This is a genomic window from Mesorhizobium sp. M0954 (assembly GCF_040319155.1).
Lineage (GTDB): Bacteria > Pseudomonadota > Alphaproteobacteria > Rhizobiales > Rhizobiaceae > Mesorhizobium.
This window is the reverse complement of the sequence record NZ_JAMYNR010000019.1, coordinates 75,390-98,187: the sequence shown is the minus strand read 5'-3', so window position 1 is coordinate 98,187 and position 22,798 is coordinate 75,390. Positions and strand designations below refer to the sequence as shown.

General features: G+C 61.9%; 22 protein-coding genes. 11 read left to right on the top strand and 11 right to left on the bottom strand.

What is annotated here, in order from left to right:
* Positions 1–35 precede the first annotated feature (35 nt).
* The 4 genes from NKH93_RS23725 (at position 36) to NKH93_RS23710 (ending at position 4,629) form a co-directional block, all read left to right on the top strand.
* Positions 36–1,082 (top strand): ABC transporter permease, encoded by a 1,047-nt coding sequence (locus tag NKH93_RS23725; protein WP_352972325.1) that lies wholly within the window; start codon positions 36–38, stop codon positions 1,080–1,082.
* Complete coding sequence (locus NKH93_RS23720; RefSeq protein WP_352972322.1) at positions 1,079–1,963, top strand: ABC transporter permease; 885 nt, start codon at positions 1,079–1,081, stop codon at positions 1,961–1,963. Before NKH93_RS23725 ends, NKH93_RS23720 begins: the two co-directional genes overlap by 4 nt.
* Positions 1,953–3,584 carry an ABC transporter ATP-binding protein gene (locus NKH93_RS23715; RefSeq protein ID WP_352972319.1) on the top strand — a complete coding sequence of 544 codons (1,632 nt, stop codon included), beginning with the start codon at positions 1,953–1,955 and terminating at the stop codon, positions 3,582–3,584. Before NKH93_RS23720 ends, NKH93_RS23715 begins: the two co-directional genes overlap by 11 nt.
* A 187-nt stretch (positions 3,585–3,771) precedes the next feature.
* Positions 3,772–4,629 (top strand): protein-L-isoaspartate O-methyltransferase family protein, encoded by an 858-nt coding sequence (locus NKH93_RS23710; RefSeq protein WP_352972316.1) that lies wholly within the window; start codon positions 3,772–3,774, stop codon positions 4,627–4,629.
* Positions 4,630–4,720: 91 nt separating this feature from the next.
* Here NKH93_RS23710 and ftsH read toward each other — a convergent pair whose 3' ends face one another.
* From ftsH to NKH93_RS23690, 4 genes are all read right to left on the bottom strand, one after another.
* A complete protein-coding gene (ftsH, locus tag NKH93_RS23705; protein WP_352972313.1) occupies positions 4,721–6,655 on the bottom strand; it encodes an ATP-dependent zinc metalloprotease FtsH in 1,935 nt (644 codons plus the stop codon).
* Positions 6,656–7,117: 462 nt separating this feature from the next.
* Positions 7,118–7,480 carry a hypothetical protein gene (locus tag NKH93_RS23700; RefSeq protein WP_352503729.1) on the bottom strand — a complete coding sequence of 121 codons (363 nt, stop codon included), beginning with the start codon at positions 7,478–7,480 and terminating at the stop codon, positions 7,118–7,120.
* Positions 7,481–7,994: 514 nt separating this feature from the next.
* The gene (locus NKH93_RS23695; protein ID WP_352972310.1) at positions 7,995–8,612 is read right to left on the bottom strand and encodes a glutathione S-transferase family protein; all 618 of its coding nucleotides are present in this window, start codon (positions 8,610–8,612) and stop codon (positions 7,995–7,997) included.
* A gap of 91 nt (positions 8,613–8,703) precedes the next feature.
* Positions 8,704–9,777: a pyridoxal-phosphate dependent enzyme gene (locus NKH93_RS23690; protein WP_352972307.1), complete on the bottom strand. Its 1,074-nt coding sequence runs from the start codon at positions 9,775–9,777 to the stop codon at positions 8,704–8,706.
* 87 nt (positions 9,778–9,864) lie between these two features.
* On the opposite strand from NKH93_RS23690, the gene NKH93_RS23685 reads away from it, so the two are divergent.
* From NKH93_RS23685 to NKH93_RS23660, 6 genes are all read left to right on the top strand, one after another.
* On the top strand, positions 9,865–10,347 hold the full coding sequence (locus NKH93_RS23685; RefSeq protein WP_352540712.1) for an Lrp/AsnC family transcriptional regulator: 483 nt from the start codon (positions 9,865–9,867) through the stop codon (positions 10,345–10,347).
* 270 nt (positions 10,348–10,617) lie between these two features.
* Positions 10,618–11,280 (top strand): TetR/AcrR family transcriptional regulator, encoded by a 663-nt coding sequence (locus NKH93_RS23680; protein ID WP_352490781.1) that lies wholly within the window; start codon positions 10,618–10,620, stop codon positions 11,278–11,280.
* A gap of 111 nt (positions 11,281–11,391) precedes the next feature.
* The gene (locus NKH93_RS23675; RefSeq protein ID WP_352771848.1) at positions 11,392–12,255 is read left to right on the top strand and encodes a TauD/TfdA dioxygenase family protein; all 864 of its coding nucleotides are present in this window, start codon (positions 11,392–11,394) and stop codon (positions 12,253–12,255) included.
* A gap of 24 nt (positions 12,256–12,279) precedes the next feature.
* Complete coding sequence (locus NKH93_RS23670) at positions 12,280–13,227, top strand: carbohydrate ABC transporter permease (RefSeq protein ID WP_352771849.1); 948 nt, start codon at positions 12,280–12,282, stop codon at positions 13,225–13,227.
* Positions 13,217–14,053 (top strand): carbohydrate ABC transporter permease, encoded by an 837-nt coding sequence (locus NKH93_RS23665; RefSeq protein ID WP_352470924.1) that lies wholly within the window; start codon positions 13,217–13,219, stop codon positions 14,051–14,053. The genes NKH93_RS23670 and NKH93_RS23665 overlap by 11 nt, the downstream gene beginning before the upstream one ends.
* Positions 14,054–14,081: 28 nt before the next feature.
* On the top strand, positions 14,082–15,371 hold the full coding sequence (locus NKH93_RS23660; protein WP_352972304.1) for an ABC transporter substrate-binding protein: 1,290 nt from the start codon (positions 14,082–14,084) through the stop codon (positions 15,369–15,371).
* A gap of 403 nt (positions 15,372–15,774) precedes the next feature.
* Here the strand turns inward: NKH93_RS23660 and NKH93_RS23655 are convergent, their stop codons facing one another.
* Positions 15,775–16,248, bottom strand: a complete 474-nt coding sequence (locus tag NKH93_RS23655) for a phosphatidylglycerophosphatase A family protein (protein WP_352972301.1) — start codon at positions 16,246–16,248, stop codon at positions 15,775–15,777.
* A gap of 271 nt (positions 16,249–16,519) precedes the next feature.
* Here NKH93_RS23655 and NKH93_RS23650 point away from each other — a divergent pair, with 271 nt between their 5' ends.
* Positions 16,520–17,182 (top strand): CDP-alcohol phosphatidyltransferase family protein, encoded by a 663-nt coding sequence (locus NKH93_RS23650; protein ID WP_352972298.1) that lies wholly within the window; start codon positions 16,520–16,522, stop codon positions 17,180–17,182.
* 19 nt (positions 17,183–17,201) lie between these two features.
* Here NKH93_RS23650 and NKH93_RS23645 read toward each other — a convergent pair whose 3' ends face one another.
* From NKH93_RS23645 to NKH93_RS23620, 6 genes are all read right to left on the bottom strand, one after another.
* Positions 17,202–18,221, bottom strand: coding sequence for an LLM class flavin-dependent oxidoreductase (locus NKH93_RS23645; RefSeq protein ID WP_352972295.1), 1,020 nt, complete (start codon positions 18,219–18,221; stop codon positions 17,202–17,204).
* A gap of 162 nt (positions 18,222–18,383) precedes the next feature.
* Positions 18,384–18,590: a hypothetical protein gene (locus tag NKH93_RS23640; RefSeq protein WP_352490787.1), complete on the bottom strand. Its 207-nt coding sequence runs from the start codon at positions 18,588–18,590 to the stop codon at positions 18,384–18,386.
* Between the two features lie 18 nt (positions 18,591–18,608).
* Complete coding sequence (locus NKH93_RS23635) at positions 18,609–19,751, bottom strand: DegT/DnrJ/EryC1/StrS family aminotransferase (protein ID WP_352449105.1); 1,143 nt, start codon at positions 19,749–19,751, stop codon at positions 18,609–18,611.
* Positions 19,752–20,005: 254 nt separating this feature from the next.
* Positions 20,006–20,929, bottom strand: coding sequence for a carbohydrate kinase family protein (locus NKH93_RS23630; protein ID WP_352449104.1), 924 nt, complete (start codon positions 20,927–20,929; stop codon positions 20,006–20,008).
* Positions 20,926–21,372 (bottom strand): RbsD/FucU family protein, encoded by a 447-nt coding sequence (locus NKH93_RS23625; RefSeq protein ID WP_352449103.1) that lies wholly within the window; start codon positions 21,370–21,372, stop codon positions 20,926–20,928. The genes NKH93_RS23630 and NKH93_RS23625 overlap by 4 nt, the downstream gene beginning before the upstream one ends.
* Before the next feature lie 2 nt (positions 21,373–21,374).
* Complete coding sequence (locus NKH93_RS23620; RefSeq protein ID WP_352972291.1) at positions 21,375–22,604, bottom strand: ROK family transcriptional regulator; 1,230 nt, start codon at positions 22,602–22,604, stop codon at positions 21,375–21,377.
* Between the last annotated feature and the right edge of the window lie 194 nt (positions 22,605–22,798).

The following is a 22,798-nucleotide window of genomic DNA, read 5'->3' as shown; positions in this document are numbered from 1 at the left end:
GGCAGGGCAGCGACGGCAACGGGAAACGCGAGCAAATGAACCCGGTCGCAAGAACGGTTCTGCAGCGCCTTGGCCTCGGCCTGGTCACGCTGTTCATCGTCTCCATCATTATCTTCTCTGCGATTGCAATGCTGCCGGGCGACTTCGCCAAGGCGATGCTCGGACAATCCGCGACACCCGAAACGGTCGCCGCCTTCCAGCGAGAAATTGGCATCGACCGTCCGCCTGTCGAGCGTTATTTCGTCTGGGTCGGGCAGATGCTCCACGGGGATTTCGGCTCTTCGTTCGCGAGCCGCACCGGATATCGGCGCACCGTCGCCGAGATCATCGCGCCGCGCCTTTACAATACGATGTTCCTCGCATCGATGACCGCGCTGATCGCAGTTCCGCTCGCCCTGGGACTGGGCATCCTCGCTGCGCTCCACCGCAATGGCTGGTTCGACCGGCTGGTGAACGCAGTGACGCTGACAACCATTTCGTTCCCGGAGTTCTTCGTCGCCTATATGCTTGCCTACCTGGTCATCTCGCGCGACACATTCATCGGCTCCGAGTTCGCACAATCCCTGCCGCATTGGCTTGCAGTGTCACTGAACTGGATACTTAACGCAGTTCCCAAGTTCCCGACATTGTCGAACGTGAACGACCAGACGCCGTTCTGGGATCAGGTCTGGAGAGTAGCCTTGCCGGCGACCACGCTTACGCTCGTCATCGTCGCACACATGATGCGCATGACACGAGCGGCGATCATCAACATGCTTGCAAGCCCCTATATCGACATGGCGCGTCTCAAGGGAGTCTCGCCGATGGCCATCGTACTCAGGCATGCCTTGCCCAACGCATGGGCTCCGATCGTCACGGTGGTGGCCTTCAATCTTGCTTATCTCGTGGTCGGAGTGGTCGTCGTCGAAGTGGTGTTCGTCTATCCCGGCATCGGTCAGCTGATGGTCGACGCGGTCAAATCAAGGGATGTTCCGGTTGTCCAGGCTTGCGCCTTGATTTTCGCGGCAACCTATATCCTCCTTAATCTGACCGCCGACATCATTTCCATCGCCACCAATCCCAGGCTCTTGCATCCACGATGACCAGCTACGAACCCATCGCGCAGGTTCACAGGCTGAGGCGCTCGCGCGCCACCCGGGCCAAAACGGCGCTGAAGAAGGCACCCTTCAGTGCCTGGTTCGGCATCCTCGTGATCATTGGCTATGTCGTCGTTGCGGTCTTCGCGCACTGGATCGCCCCATACGGCGAAACACAGGTCTTCAGCGAGGCCTTCGCACCGTGGAACCAGCAGTTCAAATTGGGTACCGACCAACTCGGCCGCGATATGCTCACACGCTTGATTTACGGTGCGCGCAACACCATCGGTATAGCCGTCGCGACTACATTGCTGTCCTTCGCAGTCGGCGTCTCGCTAGGCCTTCTTGCCGCATTGTACAGAGGATGGCTCGATCAGATACTGTCGCGTGCGGTCGACGTCTTGATGTCGATCCCAAGCCTTATCTTCGCCCTGGTGCTGCTTTCGATCTTCGGCTCGTCGATCACAAGCCTGATAGTCATCATTGCGCTGCTCGATTCTACCCGTGTCTTTCGGCTCGCACGCGCCGTCGGGCTTAACGTGGCGGTAATGGACTATGTCGAAGTGGCGCGATTGCGCGGCGAAGGCCCGAAATGGATCATCGCCAAGGAAATCCTTCCCAACGTGATGCCGCCGCTGGTCGCGGAGTTCGGCTTGCGATTTTGCTTCGTATTCCTCACGATCGCGGCACTGTCCTTCCTGGGGGTCGGTATTCAGCCACCGACCGCCGATTGGGGATCGATGGTGCGCGAGAATGCGACCCTGATCACCTACGGCGATGTCACGCCGCTGCTGCCGGCCGGCGCGATTGCCCTCCTCACGGTCTCTGTGAATTTCGTCGTGGACTGGTTCCTGCATGCAACAAGCGGGTTGCGGGATGAAAAATAGCGCTCCCGGATTGCGCGAAAAAGGCAAGGATCTGCTTCAGATCCGCAATCTGCATGTGGAGGGTTTCTCGGACGAGCGGTGGTATCCCATTGTCCGCGGGGTCGATCTGGCGCTGAAGCGGGGGGACGTTCTTGGCCTGATCGGCGAGTCAGGCGCCGGCAAATCCACCATTGGCCTCGCGGCGATGGGTTACGCCAAGCCGGGCTGCCGTATTACACAGGGCTCGATCCTGTTCGACGGGATCAATCTTCTGGCACTAAGCGAAACAGGGCGGCGTCGCCTCAGAGGCTCCCGTATCGCCTATGTCGCGCAAAGCGCGGCGGCCTCTTTCAATCCGGCCCACCGACTCCTCGATCAGACTGTCGAAACCGTGGTGGCGCATGGGATTGCCAGCCGAGAGAAAGCGAACCGGAGTGCGGTCGATCTTTATCGGCGTCTTCAGCTTCCAGATCCGGAGACCATTGGCTTTCGCTATCCTCATCAGGTTTCCGGCGGACAGTTGCAACGGGCGATGACCGCGATGGCGATGGCTTGCCGTCCGGACCTCATCGTCTTCGACGAGCCAACGACGGCGCTCGATGTGACAACGCAGGTCGAAGTTCTCGCCTCCATTCGCAACATCGTGGAGGAGTTCAACACCGCTGCAATCTATGTGACGCATGATCTGGCGGTGGTGGCGCAAATGGCGGACCGCATCATGGTTTTGCGCCATGGACTAACCGTGGAGGAGGCAGAAACGCGCCAGATGCTCGCCTCGCCCACCCAGGAATATACCAAGACGCTCTGGGCCGTGCGCAAGCTCGCCAAGCCCGAAGTTCCGGCCGATGAATATTTGCTTACGATAGACAACGTCACCGCGGCCTACGGCCGGGCGGTTAAGGTGCTCCAGGATGTCTCGATCAAAGTTCCTCGCGGAAGAACAGTGGCTGTGGTCGGCGAGTCCGGTTCCGGCAAATCGACGCTCGCTCGCGTCGTTACCGGCCTGCTGCCCCCGCTTTCGGGGTCGATTTCCTTTGCCGGCCAGGCCCTTTCCAAGACCGTGAAGTTGCGCCCAAAAGAGATCCTGCGACGCATACAGATGATTTATCAAATGCCCGACAACGCCCTAAATCCGCGCCAGACGGTCGAAGAAGTTATAGCTCGTCCGCTTGAATTCTACCTTGGCCTCAAGGGTGCACAACGGGATCGGCGGATCGGCGAACTCATGCACATGGTCGAGATGAGCGAAACTTACCTGGATCGTCTGCCGGCCGAACTGTCGGGAGGCCAGAAGCAGCGCGTTTGCATCGCCCGGGCGTTGGCCGCCGATCCGGAGCTGATAATCTGCGACGAAATCACGTCCGCGCTCGACCAGATTGTGCAAGAGGAAATCCTGAAGCTCTTGATCCGGCTTCAGCGCGAGCTCGGCATGAGTTACATTTTCATCACCCATGACATTGCCACCGTGCGGGCGATCGCCGACGAAATTGTGGTCATGCACCAGGGTAAAGTCGTTGAGCAGGGATTAAAGAGCGAAATTCTCACGCCGCCGCATGCCCCCTATACCGAACGGCTTCTGTCCTCCGTGCCGGAAATGGATCCGGATTGGCTCACAAGGCTGCTCGCCAGCCGGACGATGTGATCGTCGGGCAGAGTGTTCTTCCATATCGCCACGGTTTACAGTCTCGCGGAAGGCGCTCGGCGAGACCGCGCTCGGTCGCAAACGGACAGCGCGCGTCGCCCCGTCCATACGAGGATAGGCGCCCTTTGCCGTCACTCGGTTTTCTGAGAGCATGACTCGGTACGCGCAATCCGGGAGCCGATATTCCATGCCAACAGAAATCGATGCTAGTGAAGCGCGCCGATGGTTTGCCGAAGACCTGCGTGTCTCATCACCTGTCTTGCACAATCCTGCGGTCATCGAGGCCTTTGCAAAGGTTCCGCGCGAACACTACCTTGGCGACGGGCCATGGCGTATCCATTCGAGATTGCAAATCGGGGCGGTCCATACCAGCCCTTCAGCCGCACTTCATGAGATCTACCACGACGTTCTGGTCTTGCTTGACGAAAAACGCGGATTGAACAGCGGCTTGCCGTCGCTTTGGGCACTGGTTTTCGACCATCTGAACATCACTCCCGGCCAGACCGTCCTTCAGGTGGGCGCCGGTGTCGGCTATTTCACCGCCATCCTCGCTGAACTGACGGGTTCTGAAGGACGCGTGATTGCATATGAGATCGACGAACAACTAGCTCGGCGCGCGCAAGGCAATCTCGCTCATTATGCGCACGTCGAAGTGACGTGCGGTGATGCAACGCAGGCAATTGATCTGCCAGACCTCGATGTCGTGATCGCCTTTGCCGGAGTGACGCACGTGCCGGAACGGTGGCTTTCAAATTTGTCCGACGCTGGCCGGATGGCATTGCCGTTCACGGGTGACGACCGACGAGGTTTCATGATGCTTCTGGAAAGGGCTGGCGATACGTTTCCCGTACGATCACTTGTGCCATGCGGATTTTACCCCTGCAGCGGAGCCAGGCGCAGTGACGAAGAAAAGGCCTTGATGGTCGCCCTCAAGGCTGCGCGAGGCAAGGTCACCCGTCTCGCGCAATATCACCGAGGGCGACCGAAAAATGGCATCGAGAACGCTTGGTTGGTGACCGACACATACTGGATTTCGAAAGCCTAGAGATCGATGTCGATCTTGCGTATCACCGTCATAGCGTGCGGCACGGCTTTCCACGAGCGATTTATGCCGGCGGGAGCAGTCCGAAACATCATTATTGCGTCCGAAATTTCCCCGATCCGCGCGTGGGGATTGCAGCCGCGGTCCTGGCCGGCTGCAGCACAGCCTTCTTCTTATGCGAAGACAGACTGGAACTATACTGCGCAGCATGATCAGCCGTCGAGGCGTCTCCGACCAGCGCCGCAAGGTCAGTCTCATCGAGCGTCTCGGTCTCGAGCAGCCTGCGTGCCGCCCTTTCCAGCACGTCGCGCCGCTCGGTGAGCAGGCTGACGGTTCGTTCGAACGCGGCCTCCACAATGTCGCGCACTTCCGCGTCGATGGCATCGGCGGCGGCTTCGCCGTAATCGTGCTCGCGCGGTCCGCCGGCGAGCGGGTTGGGGCTCAGGAAGGAGCGTGGGTCCTTTTCCAACGCCACGTGCCCGAGTTTTGCCGACATGCCGTAACGCGTCACCATGGCGCGCGCTATGTCGGTTACCTTGGCGAGATCATCGGCGGCTCCGGTGGACAGATGGCCGAATACGATCCATTCGGCCGCCCTGCCGCCGAGCAGCACTGCCATTTTGTTGTCCAGCTCCTCGCGTGTCATCAGGAAGCGATCCTCGGTCGGACGCTGGATAGTGTAGCCGAGCGCGCCGACGCCGCGTGGTATGATCGACACCTTGTGCACCGGGTCGACGCCAGGCAGCGCCATGGCTGCCAGCGCATGACCCATTTCATGGTAGGCGACGATCTCGCGCTCCTTCGGGTTCAGGAGCCGGTTGCGTTTCTCCAGTCCCGCGACGATGCGCTCCACCGCATTGTTGAAATCTCCCATCATTACCGCATCCGCCTTGCGGCGCGTGGCGAGCAACGTCGCCTCGTTCACGAGATTGGCCAGGTCAGCACCGGTGAAACCGGGCGTCAGCGCCGCCACTTTTTCCGCGTCGACATCCGTCGCCAGCTTGGCCTTGCTCATGTGAACCTGCAGGATCTTGATGCGACCCTGCTTGTCGGGCCGGTCGACCAATACCTGGCGGTCGAAACGGCCGGCGCGCAGAAGTGCCGGATCAAGGATCTCAGGACGGTTCGTCGCGGCCAGCAGCACGACGCCGATCTGTGGATCGAAACCGTCGAGTTCGACCAGAAGCTGGTTGAGCGTCTGCTCCTTTTCGTCGTGGCCGCCGACCATGGTCCCGCGGGCGCGGCCAAGAGCGTCGAGCTCGTCGATGAATATGATTGCGGGAGCCTTGGACCGCGCCTGCTCGAAAAGATCGCGCACGCGCGCGGCCCCGACCCCCACGAACATCTCGACGAACTCCGAACCGGAGATCGAGAAGAACGGGACCTTGGCTTCGCCGGCGACGGCCTTGGCGAGCAGAGTCTTGCCCGTGCCCGGCGGTCCGACCAGCAGCACGCCTTTGGGCATGCGGCCTCCGAGGCGGCCGTATTCGCCCGGGTTCTTCAGAAAATCCACAATCTCCTGCAGCTCGGCCTTGGCTTCATCGACCCCCGCCACATCGTCGAACGTCACGCCGGTATTGGCTTCGACATAGACCCTGGCCTTGCTCCTGCCAATTTGCATCAAACCTCCGACGCCGCCGTCCATGCGTCTTAGAAGCAGCATCCACAGGCCAAAGAAGACGAGCACCGGCACAACCCAGGAAAGCAGGTCGCTCAGGAAGGTGCTTTCGACCTGGCCGGTCACAGTGACACCGTGCTCCTGCAGGTCACGGGCGAGGTTCGGCTCGACGCGTGTGGTGATGAATAGCGGCCTGCCGTCTTGCGGCTCCTTGAAGCGGCCCTGGATGAAGCGGTCCGAAACCTGCACCTCGGCGATTTTGCCGGCGTTCAGCAAGGTCTCGAACTGGCTGTATGGTATCTCGGCGACGTGCTGCGTCGTGGCATAGATATACTGGACGACCATCACGCCCACGAACGCCGCGACCCAGTACCAGATATTGAACCGCGTCTTTCTGTTGCTCATGTCCATGGCGGCCTCCACAGGGAACCGGATATAGGTCGCCAAGCCCGCGCGGCATCGGTGCAGGCCAGGTACGGCGCAAAAAAGTGGGAAGCCCAGACCAGCCGGCGACGATACTGGGTCTGCATTGTCCTTTCCTGCGCGGCATGCCCGGCATGCCGTTTTCCTCCGCCGGATAGACCCCCTTCAAAACGTCGTTGAAATGATGGCTGACGGCCGCAATGCACTCGCAGGCAAGCGCCTGCGACCGGTGGCGGTTGCTGCTCTGCAGCAACGCCAGGCAGTTCCAGACAACATCTGCGCCGGCATGCGGCCGCTTTTCCGCATGGCAAGGATTCAACACTCAGGCGAGAGCCGGACCTATGAAACCCTACATGAATGGACGCGGAGAGAACGCGCCAGTCCTCGCCCGCCGGCGAGTTCCCCGCCGGCAGGCGGATGCCTCGGATGCAGAGAGTGGCCGCGTTCAACTCAAAGTCGATCGACGGATGCTGTAAAACCGGTGACCGCGATACTTTCGATTTCACGACCGCGACCGGCGCCGGGAAGCTTCTCCAATTGATCCAATTGGCGCAACGCGTCCATGATGGCATCGAAGCTGACCGGTTCGGTTGCTCCGGGCGGCATGCGCAGCGCCGGCACCGATTCCACTGCACAGGCATCCGATGCCCATGACGAAAGGATTGCACGCTTCTCCTGGAAGTCCAGCGTCACGTCGGTCAGCACGTTCTCAGGTCGCTCGAAATGCCGTGCCGGATGGAGCAACCGGTCAAGAAAAACATCAGGGCCCTCGGGCCCGATTGGGGGAAAACTCGTCGAAATGGCTCCTTCCATCGATAGTCCTCCGCTTTGAATAGTCTCCTCTGTTGACGTCGTCTGTGGTGGCTCTCGCGATTTCCACCAGCTGAAAATTTTGGAGAGTTTCGACCAAATTTCAATAGCCCCGCAACGCCACATCCTCGCAGTTCCGCCCGCCATCAACATTTTTTCGAACCGGTGAAACAATCGGCGTGAATGTCAGTTCTTGCGCCTGGGACAAGTCGCGCGGCAGCGCCAGGGCGGTCGGGCGGGAGAACCAATCATTTCTTACATTTCCAGGAAGCGACTGTGCATTGGCTTGGTCGCAGGAATTTTGATGCTCTCGGCTGGCGGCTTTGCTCCGGTTTCAGCAAAGGAAATCCCGAACGACTTCGGCGCAATCCTGCGTCAGAAGCTGCCGGCCGTGGTCGCGAGCCCTGGCAAGATTACCGGTTTCGCGCTCTATTATCGAGGCCGACAAGCAAATGGCCGCGAGAATGCCTGGCTGATGAGGGACACATGCTGGAACTCGAAGGCGTGGCGATCGATATCAATCTCGCGTGTCGCCGCCGTAGGGCGTGGCACGCATTGAAGGGCGTTCCACGAAAGATCTATACCATTGTTCCAGTCGTGGCCTTCCCTGCAGGAAGTCGGGCAGTCCGCGGAATTCCAGCCAGCTTAGACAAGTGGCGAGCGCGATATGGCCGACATGGAGCGGCGCGTCGAATTCGACCTCGCTTTCCACGAAGTCATAGGAGTCGATAAGCTTCATCGTCATGCCTGCACCCAAGGCGGGATAACGCAGATGTTCAGGGCGGCGCTCGTTTTCCCACCGAATGGAAATGCCTGCGTCGCACATGCCGCCGGCAAGCGCCTGGAGGCGCAGGGCGGACCATTTGGCCCGCCCTGTTTCGGGGATGAGCCGACGACTGCTTTCGAGGTTGTCGAGATAGTCGCAGATTACGCCCGAATCGAAGATCGCATAGCCGTCGTCGACAACGAGAACGGGCACCTTGCCAAGCGGATTGATCGCAAACACATCATCGTTGCGATTGATGGGGCTCGTCTCCTGATGAATGACGCGCAGAAGTCCGGCAAGGCCCGCCTCGTGGGCAAAGACCAGAACCTTGCGCGCGTAGGGGGAGTGGGTCTGGTAGATGAGTTTCATGGACCCGTTCTGCGCTGGGTCTGGCGGGCATATCGAGCAGTCCGCGGCCCAGCCGCTCTTCCGTTCAATGATCCCGGGTCCGGTGCCATCGTCATGCGTCCTTCTCCAATTCGGCCTCGGTCACGATGATCAGCACCCGGCTCGATTCGTCGAGCGCAAGCTCCTGCGACAGGCCGTAAGCCGTGACGGCGGTGGCGAGGCCGGCGAGGCCGGCGGCACCCGACGGGGTTGTGTCTGGACCGTTTGCCTCACGAAGCCGGCTCTTCGCGTCGGCAAGCGCCGCTTCGGACACGGTTATGACCCGAGCGTTGCCTTGGCGCAGTACGTCGAGCGCCGATGCTGCTGCTTCGCCACAGGCGAGCATGTCTGCCGACGTCTTGAGATCGCCGGATATCCGAACTGAGCGTGCTTGCGACAGCGCGGCCGCGACGCAGGCTGCGGCCTCTGGTTCTACCACGACGATCATGGCCGGAGGCATCAGCCAGTCCTTCAGCCCAGTCGTCAGGGCGGCGGCAAGTCCACCGACACCGGCCTGCACGAAAAGGTGGGTTGGCCTCAGATGGCCAATCTCGTCGACTTGGCGACGGATTTCCGCGGCAATCACGCCATAGCCAGCGACGACATCAGCGACCGCTGGATCATCCGGGTCGCTCGAGGTATCGGCCACCAGAATGCCTTCCCCGGCGCGGGCTGCCGCAGAGGCCCGATCGACGGCATCGTCATAGGTGCCGTCGACCCACACGATTTCGGCGCCTTGGGACTCGATACGCCGCACCCGGGCCGCAGGAACGCCCGTATGGAGGTATATCCTTGCCCTCCCGCCGGCAAACTTCGCCGCCGCGGCGACGGCAAGTCCGTGATTGCCGGCGCTGGCCGTGATTAGCGCCGGCAGCGGCGTCTGGGCCCGCTCTGGATCGAGCAGTTCATCGATATCCATCCCGGTAGCGCGAGCGAGAGCGCACAGACCGGCATAGGTGCCGCCGAGGGACTTGAAGCTGCCCAGGGCACGGTGGCCCTCGTTCTTGGCAAGCACCTGGGTCACATCCAGGCTCGCAGCCAGGCTTGGCAGGTCGAGCAGCGGTGTCGGTGCATAAAACGGCGACAGGCGCTGTAACAGCGCCGCAATGAGATCAGGGCCAAGGCCCGGCTGTGTGTCTGTGGTCATGAGGCGAAATTCTATTCCCGAAACGATGGCGCTTGGCGCCTATTATCGTTGCCCAGCTGCCTGATTTCGTCATAGATGCCTGTCCAAATGACGAAAACCGCTGCCCTCGATCGCTTCGACCATGTGCTGCTGTCGCTGGTTCAGCGCGACAACCAGATCCCGGCGCGGCGTCTCGCCGAGCAGGTCGGGCTTTCCCAGAGTGCGGTCCTGCGCCGCCTGCGCCGGCTGCGGAAGGATGGCGTGATCGCGGCGGATATTGCCGTCATTCGTCCGGCGGCCGTGGGCCTGCCGCTAACCATCCATGTGCTCGTTTCGCTGGAACGGGAGAGTGCTGTCGAGTTGGACGCCTTCATCGGCAAGCTCCGCGGGCGCTCGGAGGTTCGTCAGGCCTGGTATGTCACCGGTGAAGCCGATTTCGTGCTCCTCCTGCAATTGCCGGGGATGGAGGCGTACGATGTCTTCGCGCGGGAAGTCTTCCACGCCAATTCGAACGTGAGGGCGTTCCGCACCATCGTGACAATGCGGGAAGTGGTTGGCGCAGCGGATGCGCGGCCGCTATCCACTGCCTGAGTTGCGGCGTGCCCCGGCAAGCTGACTGCCCTGCTTGACCCGGAATTCTAGTCAAGGGCGCGAAACCCGATTGAAGTTCGCTACACGCATCCCGTATCTACTCACCCGCCGCACCGAGCTAATCGCTGCCGCCAAGATGCTTCGCGAATGTCTGCCCCTGGCGCAAATTACTTCCACTCGTGCGTAGAAGAATATCCATGTATGAAACGGGGGGTGCAGCTCGCTCCCGTATACTGATCGTCCAACGGCGGCATGAATTTCGGAAGGGACATGAGAGCCAACACTTCAGGATCTCCCGGTGATGAGGCGCACTCTACCCGCAGCAGAATCAAAGAGGTCGCAGCCGAGTTCTATGTCCTGCGCGGCCACGATGGTTTCAGCTTCGGCGATATAGCGACGGCAATCGGCACGACGCGCGCCAACATCCATCATCACTTCGGCAACAAGCGTCAGCTGATGGAGGAATTGATCGCGGACTTCGCCGCCAACGCCGAGGCCCGCATCAAGCGCTTTTGGACGACCCCCGATATCCGGTTCTTCGACCGTCTCGATATGCAGCTCGAGGATCTGCGCCGCTTCTACGAACGTTTCAACGCTGAGAAGGGAGCCCGCAATATGTGGAGCCCGCTTTCGCGCCTTCGCCACGACCTCCCGGTTCTCGGAGAACCAGCGGAACGTGCCCTGGAGCGCGTCAACCGGGTCTATGATCAGAGCCTGCGTCATGCGGTGGACCAGGCGGTGAAGGACGGAGAGCTTTCCTCCCACACACTCAGGAACGAACTCGTGCACATGCTGCGCATTACCCTTCTGTCCTGTCCACCGATGACGCAGGACACCGGAAGCTTCGACGAGGTCGCCAGGACCTTCGCAGCGCTCGCCGCGATCATCCGCGCCGCTTGGCAGGATGCGGGAAAGGGCTCGGATCGAGGCTAGACATCGGGTGGATCAAAGCGAGGGTGAGTTGACAGCCTTTGGCTTTCACGTTACTTACTTGCAGGTAAGTCAGCCCATGATGGCGACGAGGCGCGTATTAGGGAGGATCACGTGCTGCGCGATGATGCATTCACCCGTTTCGAGGTCAGCCCCTTCACTGGTGCACTCGGTGCGGAAATTCGCGGGATCGATCTGGCGAGCGCGAACGAGGATGCCTTCCAGGACGTTCGCCGCGCGCTCTACAAATATCATGCGCTCGCCGTGCGCGATCAGGAGCTTGACGCCGCTGGCGTCCACAAGGTCGCCCGCCGGTTCGGACCATTTAGCGGCAATCCGGTGCACACGCCGATCGACGGCTTTGACGATATCGTGCGCTTCGTGCGCGAGCCGGACGACACGGGCAAAGTGATCGGTGAGGACTGGCACATGGACCTCGCCTGGCTACCGAAGCCACCGGGCATTACGATTCTCTACGGTGAGGAGGTGCCGCCGGTTGGCGGCGACACCTGCTTCTCCAGCCTCGAGAAGGCATATGACTCGCTTTCGCCGCGGCTGGTCGAGATCCTGCAAGGCCTGACGGGCGTCCATAGCGGCCGCGGGGTCTTCGCCATCAACGCGGCCCACAGCCGGCTCGGCGTCAAGGCCGATGTCGAGGCGATCGAGAATGCCGTCGTCGAGCATCCTGTGATCTGTCGCCACCCCGAGACTGGCCGGCGCTATGTCTTCGTCAGCAGCGTGATGACCAATTTCAAGGGGATGACGGAGGAAGAAAGCAAGCCGATGATCGACTTCCTGATGGCGCGGGCTGTCCGGCCCGAGTTCAACTGCAGGCTGCGTTGGGAACCGAAGACGCTCGGTATGTGGAACAATCCCCATGTCCTGCACACCGCCATCAACGATTATCCCGGATATCGCCGGGTGATGTACAGAACAACGGTGGAGGGCACCGTTCCACTTGCCGCCAGGGACGGCTGACGCACAACCGCTCAGGGAGGAGCAATGGCATTTGGTTCCGAGGCGTCCGTCGGCCACAGGGGGGAAGGGGCGGCGGAAGCGGCTGGCGAGACCAAGAGGCGGCGCTTCGCGTTTTCGCCTGCCTACCTCTATGCGACGCCCGTGCACCTCCTGGTGCTTGGGATCATCGTGCTCCCCGCGATCTTCGTCCTGTGGCTGAGTTTCGAAGCCTCGTCATTCGGCCAATCGGCAACCTTCGTTGGCTTCGATAACTATATCCGCGTCCTCACCGATCCCTATTTTTGGGGTTCGGTCTGGAACACGGTCCTCGTCGTCGCCGTGGCGGTTCATATCGAACTGCTGCTCGGCCTTGGCCTGGCCCTGCTTTTCGCCTCCGGGCTTCCCCTCCAGCGCGTCATGCTCGTCGTGGTGCTCGCTCCCTACGCCATCAGCGAGGTGACGGCGGTCGCAATGTGGCGCTTCCTGTTCGATCCAGACGTCGGCCCGATCACGCTGATGCTGCGATACACCGGTCTGCCGACGCTCGACTGGACGTTCATCCCTTCTCACGGCCTCATCCTCGTCGGCCTGCTCACGATCTGGCTGCACCTGCCATTCACATTCATCATCCTCTATGCGGCACGGCTCGCGGTTCCGAAGGAGCTCTACGAGGCTGGGCGCACCGACGGAGCCAATGCGTTCCAGCTCTTCCGCAACATCACGCTGCCGCTTCTGGCGCCAGCGATGCTGATCGCGCTGCTCTTCCGCTACATCTTCGCCTTCCGTCTCTTTTCCGAGGTCTGGCTCCTGACCCAGGGCGGCCCGGCACGCACGACCGAGGTCGTTTCCGTTTATCTTTATCAGGAAGGCTTCCGCTACAACTCGTTCGGCACGGCGGCCGCGACGGCATGGATGATGGTCGTCATCTCGCTGCTGCTTGCGACTGGCTATGTCTGGCGGCTGCGCAAGGAATCCGTGGCCAATGCGTTCTAGGCGTCTCGCCATCGGTGCCGGAAAGACGCTCGCCGTTGCGGCAATCGTCGTCTGGTCACTGTTTCCGATCGGCTTCATCGTGCTCTCGTCGTTCAAACCCGGTCGCGAGATTTTCGCGGTTCCACCGGAGCTCTTCTTCGAACCGACCTTCGAGCACTACGCCTCGCTGTGGCAGCGCTGGCCGGCCTTTTTCGACGGGCTCGTCAACAGCCTGGTCATCACCACCGGGGCGACGGCGCTTGCCGTTATGGCAAGTCTGCTCGCCGGTTTTGCCTACTCGCGCTATCGAGGCGTCCGTTTCCTGGAGGGATCGGTGATGTTTCTGATCGGATCGCGGCTGATCCCGCCGATCGTCGTAACGCTGCCACTGTTCCCGGTCGTCAATCGGCTCGGGCTCAACGACACCCATCTGGTGCTGATCCTGCTCTACGCGACCTTCTTCGTCTCGCTCGGCACGCTCCTGATGCGCACGTTCATCGACCAGGTACCGCGCGAACTCGACGAGGCGGCCGTCCTCGACGGCGCGCGGCCGCTGACGATCCTTGTGAAGATCATCTTGCCGCTCGTAGCGCCCGGCATGCTCGCCGTCGCCGTCTTCGTGGTCGTCTTCGCGTGGAACGAGTTTCTGTTCGCCTATATCTTCACCGCCAACCACGCCAAGACCGCGCCTCTGGTCCTTTCGGAGATGATCAGTTCGATCGATGGCGTCGACTGGGGCGTCCTCTTTGCTGCCTCTACCGTCCAATTGCTGCCGGTTCTCGTCTTCGTGGTCCTGATGAACCGGTTTCTCGTCGCCGGATTGACCGCCGGCGCGACCAAGGGGTGACGACGTCACCGAGAAAGGGAGGAAGACAATGCCTTTGCACATGACACGCAGAGCCCTGCTGACGACGGCGATAGCCGCCGGCGCGACGGGTGCCTTGGGTCGGTTGGCCCATGCCCAGGTAAAGACGCTGAATGTGCTTTGCCATCGCGTCCACCAAGCCAACCTGACGACCGGCGCCGCCGGCAATGTCATCAAGCCCTGGGAGGACAAGAACAATGCCCAGATATCCTGGACCACGCTTGACAGCAATCCGCTCCAGGACCGGCTGTTCCGAGAGGCGAGCCTGAGCGAGACCGATTTCAACATCGGCTATGTCATCGACAACCGCATGACGTCGCAGATCGCCTCGCTATTCGAGCCGCTAGACGATCTCCGGAAAGCCGAGCCGATTGAGGATTTCGACGATATCGCCGAGGGCCTGCGCCACTCGATGACCGTCGGCGGCAAGCTCGTCGGCGTTCCGGTGCGCCATGCCACGCAGGGGCTTTTCTACAACGAGGAGCTGCTTCAGGAGGCCGGCATTTCGGCGCCACCGAACACGCTGGAGGAGCTGGTCGACCAGGCGAAGAAGCTGACCTTCACCTCCAGGTCCGGCACGCCCGTCGTCGGCATGATCCTTGCGAGCGACCTCGCCGTCTTCCCGGTCATGTTCGCCCGCGCCTTCGGCGGCGATTTCATCGACAAGCAGTTCAAGGTGGTCCCCGATCCGGAGGCGATGGAAAAAGGCCTGTCCGCGCTTGCCGACCTCTTCAAGGCCGGCGCGCTCCCCCGCAGCTATGCCACAACGCGCAACGACGACATGGTGACGTGGATGCAGCAGGGGCGCGCGGCCTTCGCGGTGCTGCCTTTCGCCCGCTACGCACAGCTCAACAACAAGGAACAGTCGACCGCACCGGGAAAGATCAAGGCGATCGAGTTCCCCGGCTCCAAAACCCTCGGCAGCGGTCACGAAATGCATCCGGTCGTCGAATCCTGGGCGATGGCCATTCCCGCCAATTCGACGGACAAGAAGCTCTCCTGGAGCTACATCCGCTTCGTAGCGAGCAAGGCCGCCACACTCGACATGGCGCGCAACGGCAATGGCCCCGTCCGAACCTCGACCTATGCCGAGCCGTCGTTCGCCGGGTCGCTGCCGCAGGCGAAGGTCGAGGCTGCCGCGCTCGCCAAAGCGCGACCGGCCTTCCCGGCTTTTCCCGAAGCCGCTCGCGCTCAGTCGACGTTTCTCGAGGAGGTTCAGCTCGCTGTCCTCGGTCGCAAGAGCCCGAAGGAAGCGGTCGCCGCCATTGTCGATCGCGTCAAGCCGCTGATGCCAGCGTAATCGTACGGGCCACGTCGCCAAGTCGCCAGGCACATTCCAGGCGAACAAACGGCGAGGATCAGCACGGTCGTAAAGTGGTCGTCGGGTGAGGCGATGTTCCATGGTGCTGAATTCGATCGCGCGAGCTCAGGACTGCCTGGCAGTGCGCTGGCGCAGACAGCAGGTTCATCGAACCGCCGCCGATATCCCACCACACGGCATAGGCAATGGCAGACCGTCGGATGCCTTCTGCGTTCCGATGCCAAGGGCGCAGACGGCCAGCGCACGAAGCCCGGCCGCTACGACTCCCTTGCCGATCCCATCGCCTGGAATGGCCGCGATCCTGTGGCTTCGCATCGGTCCGGTCTCCCCTTGTGGCGCTAAACTCCGATCCACCGTGGCCTTGGCAGACCGAATGTCGCCGTTACCGCAAATGGTCAATCAAACCGTTCAGCAGGAGCAGCAACGCCCCAGCGACGACAGCCGCGGCCGCGTCGTCCAGCATAATGCCGGCCCCACCCCTTACCTTGTCATGCATGATACGGATGGGCCAAGGCTTGACGACGTCGAAAAACCGGAAAGCAAGGAAGCCTGCTGCCCACCAGAGCGGGTCGAGCGGCAGCATGGAAACTGTCACGGCAGCGCCGAAGGTCTCATCGATGACGACGATCTGCGGGTCCTCCGTCCCGGTACGGGAGATGACATGCGATGACGCCCATACGCCGACGACGAACAGGGCCGCATAGGCAAGCACGGTCAGCCAAGACGATGCAGGTATCAGAGCCGCCGCAACAGCCACTCCAACCATTGCGCCGGCCGTGCCCGGCCATATTGGAGATAATCCCGCGCCGACAGAGGTCGCGAGCAGATAGGCAAACTTGGGTGGAAATTTATGCATCGAGTTTCGGCCGGCTTCCCGAGGATTGCAAGCAATCATAGTCACATCGTTCGGGTGCGGCCGCCAGACCGCCGGCCGATTTGCTCGTCAGCTTCGTGAGCACTTTAATGCGCCGGCCGCATTCGCCAAAAGAAATCGCTGTTGCGGTGACTTGGGAATGTCGTGAGCCCGGCCTCGGCCCGCTTTGACCAATTGGAGCGGTAGCGATGGTGGAACAAACCCGCAAATTGCTGGTAAAGCTCGGTGAAACGACATCATCAGAGGAGCCGCCATGATCGCCGGTCTCATGAAAAGTCGCATCGACCCACTATGGGAGCAGGCCGCTTCTCCGCTGATCGGGATCGGCATGACGCCGAACCAGGTTACGGCCAGCGGGCTGGTGCTCGTCGCTTTGTCCTCGGCGGCCTACGTCTACCACCATTCAAGCCTTGCCTTTGGCCTTTGCCTGGCGTTTGCCTTCACCTTCGATGCGCTGGACGGTGCGGTCGCCCGCCGGACAAATATGAGCACCAAGGCCGGTGGCTATTTCGATGCCGTCGTCGACCGCTATCAGGAATTGGCCGTCTTTGCGGCTATCGGCTGGGTCGCCGATCTGTGGGCGATCGCAATGTTCGCGTTCGCCGGCGGGATCCTGACCAGTTACGCCAAGGCGCGGACGGCGCTGGAAATCCCGGTGAAAAACCATGGTTGGCCGGATTTCTTCGAGCGGATGGAACGTCTGGTGTTCATTTGCGTGCTGCTCGCCGCCGACGGAGTCGCGACCGCCATGGGCGCGGCTTCGCCCTGGATTCTGGCGGGCGGGTTCGCGCTGTACGCAGTGCTGGCCAACGCCACAGCCCTGCAACGGATCAGTCGCGCATTTGCGATGCTGAAACGAGCCGACGGGAAGCAGCCGTCAGACCGCAAGAACACGGGCATCGTACGATCGCCCTGACTTTTCGAACAAAGTCGCGTCAGCGCCAGCCCAAGCCAGGGGCGACATGGGTCAGGATCGCCTCGATGACATGGGCATTGTAGTCGACGCCGAGCTGGTTGGGGACGGTAAGCAGCAGCGTATCGGCCTCGGCGATGGCTTCGTCGCCCTTTAGCTGCTCGATCAGGACGTCCGGTTCGGCGGCATAGGAGCGGCCGAACACCGCGCGTCTGTCTGCCTCGATGTAACCGAAATGATCTCCGCTCTGGTTGCCGCCGAAATAGGCCCGGTCGCGATCGTCGACCAATGCAAAAACGCTCCGGCTCACCGACACCCGCGGCTCGCGCGTGTGTCCGGCCGCCTTCCAGGCCTCACGAAAGGCCCGGATCTGTTCGGCCTGCTGGATGTGAAACGGCTTTCCGCCTTCATCGAATTTGAGCGTGGAGCTCTGCAGGTTCATCCCCAGCCTCGCCGCCCATTCCGCCGTGGCGTTGGTGGCGGCGCCCCACCAGATGCGGTCGCGCAGGCCCTCCGAGTGTGGTTCAACGCGAAGCAGGCCGGGCGGGTTGGGAAACATCGGCCGCGGGTTGGGCTGCGCAAAACCTTTGCCCAGCAACACTTCGAGCAGCACTCCGGTGTGTCTGCGGGCCATGTCAGCATCGCTCTCGCCCTCTTGCGGGGCGTAGCCGAAGTAGCGCCATCCCTCGATTACCTGCTCCGGCGAGCCGCGGCTGATGCCCAGCTGCAGACGCCCTCCGGCGATTAGGTCGGCGGCGCCGGCGTCCTCGGCCATGTAGAGCGGGTTCTCATAGCGCATGTCGATCACCGCCGTGCCGATCTCGATTCGGCTGGTCTTTGCGCCGACCGCCGCCAGCAGCGGGAAGGGCGAGGCGAGCTGGCGGGCGAAGTGATGCACGCGGAAATACGCGCCGTCCGCACCCAGCTCCTCGGCCGCGACCGCCAACTCGACGGACTGCAAAAGCGCGTCGGATGCCGTCCGCGTCTGCGATTGCGGCGAGGGCGTCCAGTGCCCGAACGAGAGGAAACCAATCTTCTTCATGAGAACCAGCCTAAAGGGGAGCCAGGTGCAGACTATGCTGCGGCGCGCAGCAAAGCATCGCAAAATCGGTGCCGATGACCGCCTGCCTTGACGCGCAAAGCTTGAATCGGCGGTTGTTGATCAACGATGGCCGACCGTGCCGAGCTGCCGTCGGACGCCAGCCTAGGAAGGTGCCGCGAATGCGAGCGCTATCGCGATGAGGATCAACAGCGGTCCCATCCATTTGAAGCGAGTCCCAAAGTTGGTCCACCATGCTTGCTGCTGGCCGGGGCGAGCTTGGAACGGGTCCGCGAGAAATCCGAAGCCGACGCCAGCCATCCACAACCCGGCGCAGAACATGATGAACTCGTCGATGTATTCCGCGACCATGCTTCGAAGCTTTCGAATTTATGCCGCCGCTACATGCGCCGAATTCGAGCCGATATAGTTTCGGATCGTTTCGATGATCCGGTCCTGGTCAGCCTCGCTCAGATAGGGATGCATTGGCAGGCACAGGATGCGCTTCGGCAGCTCTTCCGAAACGGCAAGGCCGGTCGGCGTGCGCGGATAATCGCGATAGGCAATCTGGCTGTGCAGCGGTTTCACATAGTAGATGACCGACGGAATGCCCTTTTCACCGAGATGTGCCTTGAGCCCGTCGCGTTTCGGCGTTTCGATGGCGTATTGCGCCCAGGCCGAGCGGCCGCCGCCCAGATTGCGCGCCGCCTTGACGATATCGCCGAGACCTTCGGCATAGCGATTGGCGACCGCTTGCCGCGCCACCATCTCGTCCTCGAGGATGGCCAGCTTCTCTATCAGGATCGCCGCCTGAAGCGTGTCGAGCCGTGAATTGATGCCGACGCGGACATTGTCGTATTGCGTTTCGCCCTTTCCGTGAAAGGCGAACGAGCGCAGCTGTTCGGCCAGCGCATCGTCATTGGTGAACATCGCACCGCCGTCGCCATAGCAGCCGAGCGGCTTTGCCGGATAGAAGCTGGTCGAGCCCACGGTGCCGAACGAGCCGCACATCTTGCCGTCAGCCGAGCCGCCGGTCGCCTGCGCCGCATCCTCGATGACCATCAGGCCTTCGCGATCGGCGATGGCCATGATCGCCTCGTAATCGGCGGCGAGGCCGAACAGGTCGACGGGAATGATTGCCTTCGGCCTCAGCCGGCCCTCCGCCTTGATCATGGCAATTGCCGCCTCGAGGCTGGCGATGTCGATATTGTAGCTGTCGGCATCGACATCGACGAACACCGGTTCGGCCTTGGTCAGCGCCACCACTTCGGCCGTGGCGGCGAAGGTGAAGCTCGGCACGAACACCGCGTCGCCCGGGCCGATGCCGGCGGCAAACAGCGGCAGCAGCAGCGCATCGGTGCCGTTGGCGCAAGCGACCACGTGCTTGGTGCCGATATAGGCGGCGAGCTTGTTTTCGAATTCGGTGACCTGCGGTCCGAGAATATAGCGGCCTTCGTCGACAACCCGGTCGATTGCCGCTTTCAGCCTGTCGCGGATGCGTTCGCGCTGCGCGCCAAGATCGATGAACTGCATGTCGGCCTCAAACGGTTTTAGTCAGATAACCGGCCGCTGGTAGCAGACTTGGTACGGCCGAGAAAGCCGCAGGGCAAAAACCCTGAATTGCTCAAGTGTCGCAGCCTGTTACCTCTGATTTCCGATCTGCCCTCTTAAACGCGGGGAAATCCGGGCTTCGGCCGGCCTGATACAGGCTTCGCATCCCGCCCGCCAGGCTGGACGAAACATAAAGTGATCGTCGGTGAGCAGTCCATGGGCTGCGCACCAGCCGGTCAAGCGATTTCATGCCGCCATGGCGGGTTGGCGCCGGCCCGCGATACCGTCACCGCCGCCGCCTTGGCACCGAGCGTCAGCGCCTTGTGGATGGCGTCTTCCGGCAAACTGGCGATTGCCGTCTTCGACAGCAGACCCTGTTCGTGCAAGGAGGCAAGAATGCCGGCATTGAATGTGTCGCCGGCGCCGACCGTATCGACCACCTCGACCTTGTCCGGCACGACGGTGACCCGGTGCTGGCTGCTGTAACCGACCGCGCCTTCGCTGCCGTGGGTGACGACGATCAGCTTCGGGCCGCGATCCAGCCAGTTACGGACGACGTCCTCATGCGAGCCGGCTTCGCCGAACCAGTTCAAATCCTCGTCCGACAGTTTCACGACGTCGGCCATCGCCATCATGCTGCGGATGCGCCTGAGGTGCCTGGCCTTGTCGGGAATGAAGTTTGGCCGGATGTTGGGGTCGAGCATCATCACGCGGCGCTCATGCTCGCGCCGCATGAACTCTTCATAGGCCGACCCGGCCGGCTCCGAGATCAGGCTGATGGCGCCGAACAGCATGGCCTCGATCTCGCTGCCGAGTTCCGGCAAGTCCTCGATGGTCAGCATGCGCCCGGCGGTGTTCTCGTCGTAGAAGGTGTAGGTCGCCTGGCCGTTGGTGAGCCGCACGAAGGCGAGAGTAGTCGGACGCGGCGAGGTGTGCGCATAGGTGGAACTGACCTTGCTGGCCTTCAGCGCCTCCCTGAGCTGGCCGCCGAACAGATCCGACGACAGGCCGGAGAAAAAGGCAGCGGGCGCGCCGAGCCGGCCTAGCGCAATGGCCGAGTTGAAGACGGCACCGCCGACATAGGGGGCAAAGGCCGGCTCGCCCTCCGTCGTGGTCCGCGGCAGCATGTCGATCAGGGCTTCGCCGCAGCAGAGGATCATGAAGTCTTGCTTTCCGGCGGATAGATCACGCCCTTGCGAATGATGATGTTGGCGTAGAGCCGCGGCTCGCTCGTCGCGACGATCGCGTGCGCGGCCTTGACCCGTGCATAGAAGTCGGCACCGGCAAGCGCAACCACCTTGCGGCCCGGCGCACGCCTGGCGCAGATCGCTTCCATCTCATGGTGAACCGGATCGGCGAGCAGGGGATCGCCTTTGGCCGAGGCGCGAAACAGCGCCTGCGGCACGGCGTCGTCGACCGGCAATACGCTCAATACCGCATCGAGCACGGGGACGAGATGATGACCATCGGCGCGGACCAGCCGCTGTGCCTGCTGCTCGGCCGGGTAGTTGCCGTCGACCAAGGCGATCTCGTCGCCATGGCCCATGGCGCGCAATATCGCCAGAAGCTCGGGGCCGAGCAGCGCCGGGATGCCGATCAGCATGCTCAGAAGCTCCGGGAAATCGTGGTCGAGCCGATGAGGAAGCGCTCCGACAGCGGCAGGCTGGCGCCACCCAGCGCCCGTGCATGGATGCCGACGGTTCCCTCGCGAACGGCCGGCAGCCTCAGGCCCTCGCCGTCGATCCGGCCGATGGCCTGGATAATGGCATCGACAAGCCGCCTGCGCACGGCAAGCGGCATCCATCCGTCGATCACCGCGGCATCGAAGTCAATGACGGAGGAGGCCGAAACGATGGCATAGGCAAGCGCCTGCGAGGCGCTGGCGATCCAGTCGTCAAGCTCGGCGCCGATCTCGCCCCAGTCCCCCGGTGATGTCCACAGATGCGAGGCCTCGATGCCGCGCGCGTTGAGCGCCTTTTCCAGCATGGCGATCGACGCCACGTCGATCAACTGCGTCGGCTTGCCGTCCGGCCCTGGCACCGGCATCGAGCCCAGCGCGCCGGCATTGCCGGTTGGGCCACCAAACAACCGGCCGTTCAGCACGATGCCGCCGCCGGCAAAGGCACCGATATAGAAATAGACGAAATCGCGTGCCGCACCCGCCGCGTGGCCGAACACGAGTTCGGCGCCGCAGGCCGAGGTGGCGTCGTTCTGCAGATAGACTGGAAATTCGCATTGCGCCTGGATATCGGCGCGGATGTCGCGATGGCGCCATTCGTCCATGATTTCGCGCGGTGCGCCGGCGGTGTCGGCCCAGTTCCACAATTCGAACGGCATGGCGATGCCAAGCCCGGCAATGCGTTTATCCTGCACCGGGGTGAGTTCGCCGCGCATCTTCTTCATGCCGCTTGCGACGAATTCCACCGTTTCGCGCGGCGCCGGATAGCGGTAGGAATGCTGCAGCATAGAGCGCACATTGCCGAGGAAATCGATCAGCACCAACTCGGCGCTGCGGCGGCCGATCTTCAGGCCGATGAAATAGGCGCCGTCGGGATTGAGCGCCATGGGTATCGAGGGCTGGCCGATCTTGCCGCGCAACGGCGCCTGGCGGACGAGCAGGTCGTCCTCCTCCAGTTCGCGCATGATGACTGACACTGTCTGCGCCGAAAGGCCGGTCATACGTGCGATGTCGGATTTGGCCAGGCTGCCGTGCTGGCGCACCAGCGACAGCACCAGCCGCTCATTGTGGTCCCGCATGCCGCTTTGATTGGTGCCGCGGTGCAGGCGGCTTTCGGCCGCATCGGGCGAGCCGTGCCTCGTAATGCCGGTCTCCACCCTGTTCCTCCCGTCGTTTCCCCTCAATGCTTTTGGTCTAGAGTGAGTGAACGATCCTGCGTTGTCAATAATAAATAAGAGTGATTTAATTATTGACAGTGCTGGCGGACTGGTGTCTCTTGAGTGTCGGCGCCGACACTGGGAGATTTCGTCGGACGCGCTGCAGATGCCGGTTGGCCGGCATCCTAAATGGT